Annotated in this window: 10 protein-coding genes; 5 read left to right on the top strand and 5 right to left on the bottom strand. The window is 64.1% G+C overall.

The window, feature by feature from the left end; all coding sequences use genetic code 11:
* Positions 1 to 13: 13 nt before the first annotated feature.
* From NKI37_RS23195 to NKI37_RS23175, 5 genes are all read right to left on the bottom strand, one after another.
* On the bottom strand, positions 14 to 478 hold the full coding sequence (locus tag NKI37_RS23195; RefSeq protein ID WP_023730212.1) for a Ros/MucR family transcriptional regulator: 465 nt from the start codon (positions 476 to 478) through the stop codon (positions 14 to 16).
* Positions 479 to 692: 214 nt separating this feature from the next.
* On the bottom strand, positions 693 to 1,397 hold the full coding sequence (locus NKI37_RS23190) for an ROK family protein (RefSeq protein WP_023747359.1): 705 nt from the start codon (positions 1,395 to 1,397) through the stop codon (positions 693 to 695).
* Between the two features lie 117 nt (positions 1,398 to 1,514).
* Complete coding sequence (gene zwf, locus NKI37_RS23185) at positions 1,515 to 2,888, bottom strand: glucose-6-phosphate dehydrogenase (protein WP_352787136.1); 1,374 nt, start codon at positions 2,886 to 2,888, stop codon at positions 1,515 to 1,517.
* A 23-nt stretch (positions 2,889 to 2,911) separates the two neighbouring features.
* Positions 2,912 to 3,925 (bottom strand): phosphogluconate dehydrogenase (NAD(+)-dependent, decarboxylating), encoded by a 1,014-nt coding sequence (gene gnd / locus NKI37_RS23180; protein ID WP_023683928.1) that lies wholly within the window; start codon positions 3,923 to 3,925, stop codon positions 2,912 to 2,914.
* A 41-nt stretch (positions 3,926 to 3,966) separates the two neighbouring features.
* Complete coding sequence (locus tag NKI37_RS23175) at positions 3,967 to 6,387, bottom strand: glucan 1,4-alpha-glucosidase (RefSeq protein ID WP_352794564.1); 2,421 nt, start codon at positions 6,385 to 6,387, stop codon at positions 3,967 to 3,969.
* A 203-nt stretch (positions 6,388 to 6,590) separates the two neighbouring features.
* Between NKI37_RS23175 and NKI37_RS23170 the strand changes: the two genes are divergently transcribed.
* From NKI37_RS23170 to NKI37_RS23150, 5 genes are all read left to right on the top strand, one after another.
* Complete coding sequence (locus tag NKI37_RS23170) at positions 6,591 to 7,604, top strand: ABC transporter substrate-binding protein (protein ID WP_023670464.1); 1,014 nt, start codon at positions 6,591 to 6,593, stop codon at positions 7,602 to 7,604.
* Between the two features lie 48 nt (positions 7,605 to 7,652).
* The gene (locus NKI37_RS23165) at positions 7,653 to 9,170 is read left to right on the top strand and encodes a sugar ABC transporter ATP-binding protein (protein WP_352740978.1); all 1,518 of its coding nucleotides are present in this window, start codon (positions 7,653 to 7,655) and stop codon (positions 9,168 to 9,170) included.
* 1 nt (position 9,171) lies between these two features.
* The gene (locus NKI37_RS23160; RefSeq protein ID WP_023694460.1) at positions 9,172 to 10,143 is read left to right on the top strand and encodes an ABC transporter permease; all 972 of its coding nucleotides are present in this window, start codon (positions 9,172 to 9,174) and stop codon (positions 10,141 to 10,143) included.
* Between the two features lie 2 nt (positions 10,144 to 10,145).
* Complete coding sequence (locus NKI37_RS23155) at positions 10,146 to 11,093, top strand: ABC transporter permease (RefSeq protein ID WP_352538938.1); 948 nt, start codon at positions 10,146 to 10,148, stop codon at positions 11,091 to 11,093.
* 126 nt (positions 11,094 to 11,219) lie between these two features.
* A complete protein-coding gene (locus NKI37_RS23150; RefSeq protein ID WP_023687751.1) occupies positions 11,220 to 12,245 on the top strand; it encodes a BMP family protein in 1,026 nt (341 codons plus the stop codon).
* The last annotated feature ends 106 nt before the right edge of the window (positions 12,246 to 12,351 follow it).

The raw sequence follows: 12,351 nt of genomic DNA, 5'->3' as shown, positions 1-12,351 counted from the left end.
GCGCTGAGCCCACTCAGGCCGGGACTTTGGCCTTCCGACCCTTGGCTTTGGCTGGCGGCGCCACTGCGGCCTTGCGGCCGAGGCCGATCGACTTGGCCAGCTCGGAGCGCGACGCCGCGTAGTTGGGGGCAACCATCGGATAGTCGGCCGGCAGGCCCCATTTGGTACGATAGGCTTCCGGCGTCAGGTTGAAATGGACGCCGAGATGGCGCTTCAGCGATTTGAATTTTTTGCCGTCCTCGAGGCAGATGATGTAGTCCGGCGTCACCGACCGCTTGGGATTGACGGCCGGGATCTGCGGCGCCGCCACTGGGGCCGGCGGCTGGCTGAGCCCGCCGATCGACGCCGCAACGCTGGCGATGAGATCGCTCAGGCCGGCAACGGGCAAGCGGTTCTTCTCGACGTAAGCGGACACGATATGGGCGGTAAGCTCGAGCAGGTCGATGTCCTTGTCAGAGTCGTTGCTGTCGTCGGCCAATTTATCTCTCCGTCGCTAGGGGGGTGGCGGAAACTCCCAGAGTGGTCCCAGCGGAGCCGGAAATCCGCTCTAGTCATTTGTCTTGCCGCATATGTGCGGTTGCGCCAGATGATTCCATCCGGTGCCACCGATCTAATCGCCAAATCTGCGTAACGCAATGACTTCGTATCGCGCCACACGTCATTTTGAACAACTATACTGAATTTTAATACTATCAGACGATGAGCGCCTTGTCGCGCCATAGTCGAAAACCGCCCTCGAAAGCGCGCGTATTGTCGCCGCGCCTGGATGTGGCGGGCAATTCATCCAGTCTGTCGACATTGCCGCCGCCGATGACGACATAATCCGGCTGCAGCGCCGCACGCAGCCGCCCGACGACGTCGAAAACGTATTTGCGCCATTTCTTCTTGCCGTATTTCTCCAGGCCGCGCTCGCCGACATAATCTTCGAAACTGCCGCCCTTGCGGTACGGCAGATGCGCCAGTTCCATCGGCTGGCCGACATTGTTGAGGATCATCGCCGCGCCCAGGCCGGTGCCGAGGCCGAGGAACAGCATGCGCCCGCCATCGTAGCTGCCGATCGCCTGCAGCAGCGCGTCGTTGACGACCTTGACCGGCTTGCCGAAGGCGGCGGCAAAATCGTAGCCGTCCCAGCCCTTGCCGAGATTGGCGGGATCGAGCGAAGGCCTGTTGTGCTCGACCGGGCCGGGATAGCCCATCGAGATCACGTCATAGGCCAGCCCTTCGGCCAGCGTCTTCACCGTGGCGACCATCTGCTGCGGCGTCAGATCCGGTCCGGAATCGGCCCGGCGCATCTCGCCGCCTGCGCTGGTGAGGATTTTTACGTGCGAGCCGCCGACATCGATCGTCAGCACGATCGGTTCCGCCTTGGCCTTCGCGGGCCTGGCTGCCTTGGCCATGTCGTTTCCTCCGCTCACTTGGCGCGTTCCCCGTTTCAGGGAAACGGGGGAATGCTCCAACTCTTTGTTTTTACGCAATTCCGGACGGAAAAACCGCTCGCACTTTCCTGGAATTGCTCAAGTCGGATTGATCCAGCCGTTGGGCGGCCCGAAGCTGGCCATGGCGTCGGCCGGCCCCCAGGTCTTCGGCTCATACATATGCGGCGGCGTGGTGTCGCCGAGCACCGGGCCGACAATGCGCCAAGCAAGCTCGCTGGCATCCTGGCGGGTGAACAATTGGCCATTGCCGTTCATGGCATCGCCGATCAGCCGCTCATAGGGCGGCATGTCGCCCTTCGAATCGTCGAGCGCGGTGAGCTCGACCTGCTCGCCGACCATGTCGTCGCCGGGCGCCTTGCGCTGCGCGCCGATCGAGATCGCCACCTGCGGGTCGATGCGGAAGCGCACGTAATTGGCGTCGCTGGGCTTGATCGGGTCGAAGACGTCGAGCGGCGGCCGCTTCAGCCGCACGATCACTTCGGTCACATGCACCGGCATGTTCTTGCCGGTGCGGATGAAGAAGGGCACGTCCTGCCAGCGCCAGGTGTCGACCATGAAGCGCACCGCGGCAAAGGTTTCGACCGGCGAGTTCGGCTTCACGCCGGGTTCAGCGAGGTAGCCGGTGAACTGGCCGCGCACGACGTCGTCCTTGGTCAGCGTGCGGATGGCGCGCAACACCTGCACCTTCTCGTCGATCAGATCGTCGGCCGAGCGGCCGACCGGCGGTTCCATGGCGAGCAGCAAAAGGATGTTGAGCAGATGGTTCTCGATCACGTCGCGGATAGCGCCGACATCGTCATAGAATTTGCCACGGCCTTCAACGCCGAAGTCCTCGGCCATGGTGATCTGTACGCTTTCGACGAAGTTGCGGTTCCAGATCGGCTCGAGAAAGGAATTGGCAAAGCGGAAATAGAGCAGGTTCTGGATCGCCTCCTTGCCGAGATAGTGGTCGATGCGGAAGATCGACTGCTCTTCGAACACCAGATGCAGCACGCGGTTCAGCCAGCGCGCCGATTGGAGATCGTGGCCGAACGGCTTTTCCACCATCAGCCGCGCGCCATGCGCGGTACCGGATTGCTCCAGCCCCTGGACGACGGTCTCGAACATGGTCGGCGGCACCGCCATATAGTGAAGCGGCCGCTGCGCCGAGCCGAGCGCCGTCTTCAGCTTCTCGAAGGTCGCGCCGTCGCGGTAGTCGCCGCTGACATAGCGCAGCAGATTGGCGAATTTGGCGAAGATCTTTTCGTCGATCTTGCCGAGAGCGTTGACGATGCCGTCGCGGGCCCGCGCCTGCAATTGGTTGATGTCCCAGGCATCGAAGGCGACGCCGATCACCGGCTCGGCCAGCGTCCCCTTGGCTACCATCTGGTAGAGGGCCGGAAATATCTTCTTGTGGGCAAGGTCGCCGGTTGCTCCGAAGAGCACCAGCGTGTCGGACCGTTCCGGGCTCATCTTGCGCGTCTCCCCTGCGGCCTTCACTTGCCGGCCTTCGGCTTTTCGACATGGCCGCCAAAGGCATAGCGCATGGCCGACAGCAGCTTGTCGGCGAATTCGGATTCGCCCTGCGAGGAGAAGCGGTCGAACAAAGCCGAGGACAGAACCGGCGCCGGCACGCCGGTGTCGATCGCCGCCTTCAGCGTCCAGCGGCCTTCGCCGGAATCGGAGACGCGGCCGCCGAACTGGGCCAATGCCGGGTCGCTCTTCAGTGCGCCGGCGGTGAGGTCGAGCAGCCAGGAGCCGATCACACTGCCATGGCGCCAGACCTCGGCCACCTGCGGCAGGTCGATGTCGAACTGATAGTATTGCGGGTTTTCCAAAGGGCTGGTCTCGGCGTCGGCAGTGCGCTGTCTTTTGCCGGCATTGGCCGATTTCAGGATGTTCATGCCTTCGGCGTAGGCGGCCATGACGCCATATTCGATGCCGTTGTGGATCATCTTGACGAAATGGCCGGCGCCGCTCGGTCCGCAATGCAGGTAGCCAAAGGGTGCGGTCCCGCCCGCCTTGTCGGGCGTGGCGCCGGCATCGGCGCCGGGCGCCAGCGTGGCGAAGATCGGATCGAGGTGTTTGACCGCCGTATCGGGGCCGCCGATCATCAGGCAGTAGCCGCGCTCCAAGCCCCAAACGCCGCCGCTGGTGCCGACATCGACATAGTGCAGGCCCTTGGCCGCAAGCTCGGCCGCCTGGTCGACAGCGTCGTGATAATAGGAATTGCCGCCGTCGATAATGATGTCGCCGGGCTCCATCAATGCTGCCACCTGGTCGGCGATCTTGCCGGTGATCGCCGCCGGCAGCATCAGCCAGGCGCTGCGCGGCTTGGAAAGCTTGCCGACGAACTCCTCCATCGATGCGGCGCCGATGGCGCCATCGGCAACCAGGGCGGCAACGCTTGCCGGGTTGATGTCGTAGACGACGCATTGATGGCCGTCGCGCATCAGGCGGCGCACCATGTTGGCGCCCATCCTGCCCAGTCCCATCATTCCGATCTGCATGGTGTTGTCCTAGTCGCTTGAGGAAAGAAATTGCTGGCGAGTTAGTTCTCAATGCCGACGGTGAAGTCGACATTCTCCCAACGGTCGCCGTCGGGCCAGAAAAAAGTGAAGACGATCGTATTACCTCGCGGAATATCGGTCACCGGCAGATCCGCCAGATGGACGCCAAAGACATTCACGGACGTGTTGATTTCATGGCTGGTCTGCCACTGGTCGCCGCTCCAGCGGATCAGTGCCGGCTGCAGCAGTTCAACCCGCAGCGTCTTGCCGGCTTCCATGGTGCGCAGCCTGTTGTTGAAGCGCCATATCCTCAGCGGCGAGCCGGTCTTGTCCCTGACATAGCGCTTGACGCCTTGCGGCGGCATGTCGAAGACGGCGCCGTCGCGGAGCGAGCGCAACAGCTTGATGTGTTCCGAATGCGCCCAGACCAGCGGCATGGCGCTGCCCGACGGCTTGCCCAGCCACAATTCGCGCTCCGGTATGTCGGCGCCGTCCCAGACCTGTTCCGGCAGCAGACCGCCCACACCAGCCGAAGCCTCGAATGTCCTGAGCAGGCTTGCCGCCTTGTCCTTGTTACCGGCGGCCAGCTCGTAGTGGGCGCGTTCGCCGGCCAGCAACGGCCAGGGCCGGCCCTGGCCGTTGCCGTCGAAGGGCGCGCCGTCGGCGTGTTCGCCATAACCGTCGCTGGTGTAGCGATACCAGAGAGGCCCTTGCGGCAGGTCGCAGCGCAGTTGCGCGTCGATGATCTTGACCGTGCCGACGATGCGCGGATCGTCCGCGGCCCTGAGGCCGAAGCGGACCAGCGCCAGCGCGTCCGGGCTGACAATCGCTTCGGCCGGCTTGTCGGTATCGCCCGGCGGACGGTTCTTGATCGGTACGAAGCCGTCCTTCGGCGATGCGGCGCCTGAACCGTCGGCCGGCGCGATGCGGATGTAGTAGCCGTCGACGCCAGCCTCGTGGCACTCCGGTGTGCCGCTGACATAGGTCCAGCGCTCGATCTGGTCGTTCCAGTAATCCGCGACCTCGCGCAAATAGTTAGCCGGCTCCGGTTTTCCGTCAACGTCGAACAGATCGGCGGCGCCAAGCAGTGCCGATATTTCGACGGCGAGCGTGAATGGGCTGTAGCCGGCATCCTCCTCCCAGCGGTCCTGCCCGGTGACGGGGCCGTTGCGCACGACATAGGACGCTGCTTTCTCGACCATCGGCATGAAGGCGGCGAGCTTTGCGCGCGGCAGGTGGCCGGCGCGGTGCAGCGCATCGGCAAGCAGCAGCGGGAAGGCGCATTCGTCCATCTGGATGCCCGGCCAATAGAGCGAGCCGTCGAGCCACACATTTTGTGGCCAGTGGCCGTCCGGCTGCTGGATGGAACGGAGATAGGCGAGGATCTCAAGCGCCTGCGCCGGATCGCCGGCGGCGAGGAAGCCGCCCGCGGTTTCCACAAGGTCGCGCGGCCAGACCAGATGATATCCGCCAAGGTCGTCGTCGCCCTTGCTCGCTCCCCAGGGGATCGACAGGCTGGCAACGGCCGCGCCGGGCCTCGCCAGCGACAGGTGCGTCGCCAGCACCGCTGTGCTGACGCGGTAGGTGTTGAGGCCGGATGCATCATGGTGGTCGAGCGGCGTCAGGCCTGCCTGCCATTTCCGCCATTTCGCGACATAGGCCTTTGCCGCCGGCTCAAAACCGCGTTTCAGGCTGGCGGCGGCGTTTTCGGCCGCTTCATCCGGCGTCGCCCCAAACCCAAGCGCAAGCAAGGCTTTGCTGTTGGCTAAGGAAAAGCCGATCTCGCCGGTCAGCGCGACATTGCCGTCCTCCGCGCTTTGGCAGGCCGGATCGAGCCGGCCGGCGCGGCTGAGTTGCTGCCAGCCGTCGGAAAAGCCTGCATAGCCGGCCGAGCAGTCGCCCCAGGGCAGCGAGGAGGCAAGCGCCAGGCAGACGCCGCGCCCGGATGCAAACAGCATCGGCTTGCCCTTGTGCTCGCCGATCCAGGCGGTGTTGGCCATGCCGGCATTGACCAGATGCGGCGCCAGCAGGGCGTAGACGCGGTAGTCCGTGGCCACGCCCTCGAGTGCCGTGAAGCTGGTTTCCTGCAGCAAGGCCGGGCGCGCCGGATCCGCCAGGATGCGCTTTTCGACCCGGTAACAGGCCGTCGCGTTGACCAGCCGGTAGGCGGGCACGCCGTCCTCGAACGGCTCGATGGCATGTGTGGCGTCACGCTTCTCCTCGGAAAACCAGCCGCCGGGACCGGTGACCAGCAGTCCCATGTCGCGCGTGCAGGCGCTGTCGAGGCCGGGATAGTAGACTTCATTGACGATGCCATGGCTGAGCGTGAACCAGACGCGGCTCGCCGTTGAAAGCGCGGCACCTACGCCGCTCTTGGCGCTTGACGTCCAGCGCGCCGGAATTCCGGGCGCGCCCATTCTTTTGGGTGCACTGGGGGGAAGGGTCGGCGGCGTCGCTGCCATGCATGGTCTCCTGGGCCCTTCCCTAAACCAGCAGGCGAAGGCTTTTCAATCATCGCACCTGAAGTTGATCGCCAAAGCGTAACCGATCGCAGTTGACAAGCGAGCTCATCTGCATTTGTCTGACAATAGATAAAAAACAGGCAGACAACGCCAAAACCATCTGCAACAGTCGGCGGGCCGACAATCTATGGGAGGATTATGACATGAAGACACTGCTCGTCCTGAGCGCTCTGGCGGCGATGCTCGCCTCGGGCACGGCGCTTGCCGACACCAGCGGCAAGAAGATCGCCTTCTCCAACAATTACGCCGGCAATTCGTGGCGCCAGGCGATGCTCGACAGCTACGGCATCGTCACCAAGAAGGCGGTGGAGGATAAGATCGTCGGCGCCGCCGACATCTTCACCACCGCCGACAAGGAAGTGCCGACCCAGGCTGCCCAGGTGCAGAACCTGATCCTGCAGGGTTATGACGCCATCGTCATCAATGCCGCATCGCCGGATGCGCTGAACGGCGCCATCAAGCAGGCCTGCGATGCCGGCATCGTCGTCGTCTCCTTCGACGGGACGGTCACCGAACCTTGCGCCTACCGCGTCGTCGTCGACTTCAAGGATATGGGCAAGCAGGAAGTCGAGCAGATGGCCAAGTTCCAGCCCAAGGGCGGCAATTTGCTGGAAATCCGCGGCCTTGCCGGCACCTCGATCGACGATGCCATCCATGCCGGCATCCTCGAAGGCGTCGCCGCCCATCCCGAGTTCAAGATCGTCGGTTCGGTGACCGGCGACTGGGACCAGACGACGGCGCAGAAGGCGGTCGCGACGATCCTGCCTTCGTTGCCCGACATCGTCGGCATCGTCGACCAGGGCGGTGACGGTTATGGCGCGGCACAAGCCTTTGCCGCCGCAGGCAAGCCGCGTCCGACCATCATCATGGGCAACCGCCAGGACGAGCTGAAATGGTGGAAGGAGCAGAAGGACAAGGATGGCTACCAGACCTGGTCGGCCTCGATCGCGCCCGGCGTGTCGTCGCTGGCCTTCTGGGTGGCGCAGCAGGTGCTCGACGGCCGCACCGACATTCCGCATGACCTTTTGGTGCCGTATCTCGCCTTTACCCAGGACAATTTCGAGACCGAGCTGCCGAAAATCAAGGAGGGCGGCGTCGCCACCCACGAATACAGCCAGGAAGACGCAATCGCGGCGATCAAAGCCAATATCAAGTGATGCATTGCATTCATTGCCAGCGGCATGACCGACCGGATATCGTTGAGCATGCCTGAGGCCAATACGGACATCATCAGACTGGGCGGCGCCGAAAAACAAATCGGCGCCGCCCATTTGGACATCATCAGGCTGAACGGCGCCGAAAAACATTTCGGCGCCGTTCGGGCGCTTAACGGCGTCGATTTTTATGTCGCATCAGGCGAATGCGTCGGGCTGGTCGGCCACAACGGCGCCGGCAAGTCGACGCTGATGCATATGGTGGCCGGTACGCTGCAGCCCGATGGCGGTGAGATCGCGGTGCGTGGCAATGCCGAAACCGACTACTCGGTGGCGCGCGCGCTGAAACTCGGCATACGCTGCGTGTTCCAGGAACTGTCGCTCTGCCCTAACCTCAGTATCGCGGAGAATACGCGCATCAACCATCCGGCGCTCACCGGCTTCGGCTGGCGACGCAAGGCGGCTGCTCTCATTGCCGCCAAGCTGGACGAAATCTTTCCGGATCACGGCATCTCGGCGGACGACATTGCCGGCGATCTCTCCATCGGCCGGCGGCAGATGGTCGAGGTGGCGCGCGCCTTCACGGTGACGCGCGATCCGCTCGACCTGGTCATCCTCGACGAGCCAACCTCTTCGCTGGACGCGCATACTGCGGGCCAGCTGCTTGCCTTCGTGCGCCGTTTCGTCGCCACCGGGGGCAGCTGCATCCTGATCTCGCATGTGCTGGGCGAGGTGCTGCAGAATGCCGACCGCATCGTGGTCATGCGCGACGGCAAGGTGGTCGCCACGGACGTTGCAAAAGCGTTCGACCGCGACCGGCTGGTGACGACGATGGGCGGCGCGGAAGCGCGCGAGAAGATCGCGGCGGAGATCGCCGCCAGGCCGGCGGCGGGCCCGCTCAGGGTGCGGGCGCGGCCCGAGCGGCAGCAGGACGGCAAGGAGCTTGTCGCCCGCGCCGGCGAGATCATCGGGCTTGCCGGGCTTGCCGGCCATGGCCAGACCGACCTGTTGCTGGCGATCTTTGCCGCCGCGACGCGTAGAAGGCTTGATATCGAGGTGACCGCCCCGGTGGCGCTGGTGGCCGGAGACCGCCAATCGGACGGCATTTTCCCGCAATGGTCTATTGCCGAAAACATCGGCATCCGCTCGCTGGCGCGGCTGCGCAAAGGGTTGCTGATCTCGCCGCAGCGCGAGGCCGAGCTTGCTGAGTTCTGGAAGCAGAAGATCGGCATCCGCACGCCTGACATGACCAACAACATCTTCTCGCTGTCCGGCGGCAACCAGCAGAAGGCGCTGTTTGCCCGCGCACTGGGTTCCGATGCGCAGATCGTGCTGATGGACGATCCGATGCGCGGCGTGGACATCGGCACCAAGCTCGAGGTCTACGATCTCGTGCGCGAGGAGGCGGCCAAGGGCCGGACCTTCCTCTGGTACACCACCGAGACCGAAGAGCTCGACAATTGCGACCACATCCATGTCTTCAAGAACGGCCGCATCGTCGCCAATCTCACGCGCGACGAGCTGACCGAGGAAAAGATCATCCAGTCCTCATTCGGCGACGCGGCCTGAGATGACGGCAGTCGCTCCCGGCCCTACGTCCTCGCCGCGCAGCAGCGCGGCCCGCGCGCGCCTGCTGCGCAGCCTGTTGCCGGCGCTGTCGCTGGCGCTGGTGGTTATCGCCATCGCCTGGCTCAACCCACGCGCCATCAGCTATTTCGGCTTCAGCCTGATGTTGAACCTCGCTATTCCGATCGCGCTGGCGACGATCGCCCAGATGTTCGTCATCGCCGGCAATGAGCTCGATCTGTCGATCGGCACCTTTGTCGGCTTTGTCGGCTGCGTCACCGCGACCTGGCTGAAGGACGCGCCGCTGCTCGGCGTGATCATCCTGCTCGGCTCCATAGGCGTTTATGCGCTGCTCGGCGCACTGATCCATCTGCGCAATCTGCCGTCGATCGTGGTGACGCTGGGCATGAGCTTCGTCTGGCAGGGGCTTGCCATTCTGGTGCTGCCCAAGCCCGGTGGCAAGGCGCCGGACTGGCTCTTGTCGCTGATGGCCTTCAAGCCGCCCTTCATTCCGTTCCCTATCATCGCCGCGCTGGCGATCGCAGCGGTGGTGCATTTTGGGCTGATGCGCACCTCCTATGGCGTCATCCTGCGGGGATCCGGCGGCAATCCGGCGGCGCTCAGGCGCGCTGGCTGGTCGCTGCTTCGAACCAAGATCGTGCTGTTTGCGCTGACCGGCCTGTTCGGCGTTCTGTCCGGCATGGCGCTGATCGGCATCACCACCTCGGCCGACGCCAATATCGGCAATGGCTACACGCTGCTGGCGATCGCCGGCGTCATTCTCGGCGGCGGCGAGTTCGTCGGCGGCCGGGTGTCGCCGATCGGCGCCGTGCTCGGCGCGCTGACACTGGCGCTGGCGGCATCGCCTCTGCTCACCTTCATGCACATTCCGCCGGATTGGCAGGTCGCCGCCAACGGCGCCATCCTGATCATCGTGCTGGCAGCCCGCGTCCTGATCAGCCGCAGGGAGAGGTAGCGATGACGCTGGTTAAATCGCTGGCCGCCAAACCCTGGATATGGTCGTTCATCGGCGCGATGTTCGTCTGGCTGGCGACCATCGCTTTCACCGGCGGCTATGGCGGCGGCGGCATGGTCACGGCGGCACTGTCGCTGGCGGTGTTCACCGTCATCGTCGGAGTCGGCCAAATGTTCGTCATCACGCTCGGGCCAGGCAATGTCGACCTGTCGCTGCCGGCCAATATCGGGCTCGCCAGTGCCGTCGCCATGAAGGTCATGGGCGGCAGCGATTCCATGATCGTGGTCGGGCTGCTCGCCGCGCTCGCCTGCGGCGCCGCCATCGGTGCCGTCAACTATCTCCTGATCTGGGCGCTGAGGATCCCGCCGATCATCGCCACTCTGTCGGCCAGCTTCATCATCCAGTCGATCGACATCAGCTATGGGCGTGGCCTGCAGATCAAGCCGCCGCCCGGCTTTGCCGATTTTGCGAACTGGCAAATCCTGGGCATTCCAGTGCTGGCGATCCTTACCGTATTGTTCAGCATCGGTGCGGCCATCGCCTTGCAGCGCATGATCTATGGCCGCTCGGTGCTGGCGATCGGCCAGAACATCCGCGCCGCGTGGCTTGCCGGCGTCAATGTCGGCCGCACCCGCTTCCTGACTTACACGCTGTCGGGCGCGCTCGGCGGCATGGACGGGGCGCTGCTCGCCGGCTATTTCCGCGGCGCCAATGTCGATATCGGCAACGAGTACCTGCTGGCCTCGATCGCCGTCGTCGTCATCGGCGGCACCTCGGTCGCCGGTGGCAAGGCCAATGTTCCCGGTGTCTGGGGCGCGGCGCTGTTCCTGGTACTGCTTCTGACCATGCTCAACACGTTCGGCGTCAGCGCCGGCGTTCGGCTGTTGCTGACCGGGCTGATCATCGTCGGCGTCATCACCGTAGCCGGCGGCGAGAAAGCGGTACGCTAGCGCCGGCTCCTGCCAGCGACACCGCCAAATTTGACCATGTGGACAAAAGTCCGCACCCGTTCCATAGTTCCGCGTCTGATTTCGGAACAGCCGGCTCGACACGGCTGTCAAACAGAGGGGCACTAGATGGAAAACCGGAAAAACAAATCGCAATCGACCGGCCTGTCGCGGCGCGACGTGCTGGAACTCGGCGCACTTGGCCTGGCCGCAGCCATGCTGCCGGGTGCAGCCTTCGCCAAGGACAAGAAGCTGAAGGTGGCGGCGATCTTCGCCACGCCGATCGAGGAGCCGTGGGACAACCAGATCCACGTCGCCCTGCAGAAGGCCGAGAAGGAACTCGGCATCGAATACAAATGGTCGGAAAAGGTGCAGACCGCCGATTTCAGCCGCGTCATGCGCGAATATGCGCAAGGCGGGTATCAGCTGGTGCTGGGCGACGCCTTCGCCGCCGAGCGTGAATCGCGCCGCACGGCAAAGCAGTTCCCGAAGACGGCATGGCTGTTCGGCTCGGGCGCCGGGCCGGCCGAGCCCAATTTCGGCGTCTTCGACAACTGGATCCACGAACCGGCCTATCTCTCCGGCATGATCGCCGGCAAGATGTCGAAGTCGGGCACGATCGGCGCGGTGGCGGCCATGGGCATTCCGGAAGTGAACCGGCTGGTCAACGCCTTCTTTGCCGGCGCCAAGGAGGTCAATCCCAACATCAAGAAGAAGGTCGCCTTCATTGGCTCGTTCTTCGATCCGCCCAAGGCCAAGGAAGCGGCGGTCGCCCAGATCGATGCCGGCGTCGATGTCATCTATGCGGAGCGCTTCGGCGTCATCGAGGCGGCGGTGGACAAGAAGATCCTCGCCATCTCCAACATGTCCGACCAGTCGAGCCTCGGCCCCGACACGGTCATAACCGGGCCGGTCTGGGACATGTATCCGACGGTCGAGCAGGCGATCAAGCTGGTCAAGGCCGGTGTCTTCACCGCGCAGGACTATGGCGATTTCTCGCGCATGGCCAAGGGCGGGTCGTTCCTGGCGCCCTACCATAAATTCGACAAGACGCTGCCGGCGGATGTGAAGGATCTGGTCGAGAAGAAGAAGGTCGAGATCCTGGAAGGCAATTTCCGGGTGGATGTGGATGAGAACACGCCGGTTTCGGATTAGCTCGGCGCACCCCCTCCCCTTGAGGGGAGGGTGGCCCGCAGGGCCGGGTGGGGTCCTCCGCGAAGTGCTCCATCCTGCTAAGTCATGGGTTGAGGCAGTTGAGGTG

The sequence above is a fragment of the Mesorhizobium sp. M0626 genome (assembly GCF_040320665.1).
Classification (GTDB): Bacteria; Pseudomonadota; Alphaproteobacteria; order Rhizobiales; family Rhizobiaceae; genus Mesorhizobium.
Note: the sequence above shows the minus strand (reverse complement) of the source record. Positions and strands in the feature narration are given on the sequence as shown.

Coding starts and splice junctions, on each gene's coding strand:
- NKI37_RS23155 (WP_352538938.1), top strand. CDS start 10,146: ATGACGCTGGTTAAATCGCTGGCCGCCAAACCCTGGATATGGTCGTTC.
- NKI37_RS23190 (WP_023747359.1), bottom strand. CDS start 1,397: ATGGCCAAGGCAGCCAGGCCCGCGAAGGCCAAGGCGGAACCGATCGTG.
- NKI37_RS23165 (WP_352740978.1), top strand. CDS start 7,653: ATGCCTGAGGCCAATACGGACATCATCAGACTGGGCGGCGCCGAAAAA.
- zwf (WP_352787136.1), bottom strand. CDS start 2,888: ATGAGCCCGGAACGGTCCGACACGCTGGTGCTCTTCGGAGCAACCGGC.
- gnd (WP_023683928.1), bottom strand. CDS start 3,925: ATGCAGATCGGAATGATGGGACTGGGCAGGATGGGCGCCAACATGGTG.
- NKI37_RS23170 (WP_023670464.1), top strand. CDS start 6,591: ATGAAGACACTGCTCGTCCTGAGCGCTCTGGCGGCGATGCTCGCCTCG.
- NKI37_RS23150 (WP_023687751.1), top strand. CDS start 11,220: ATGGAAAACCGGAAAAACAAATCGCAATCGACCGGCCTGTCGCGGCGC.
- NKI37_RS23175 (WP_352794564.1), bottom strand. CDS start 6,387: ATGGCAGCGACGCCGCCGACCCTTCCCCCCAGTGCACCCAAAAGAATG.
- NKI37_RS23160 (WP_023694460.1), top strand. CDS start 9,172: ATGACGGCAGTCGCTCCCGGCCCTACGTCCTCGCCGCGCAGCAGCGCG.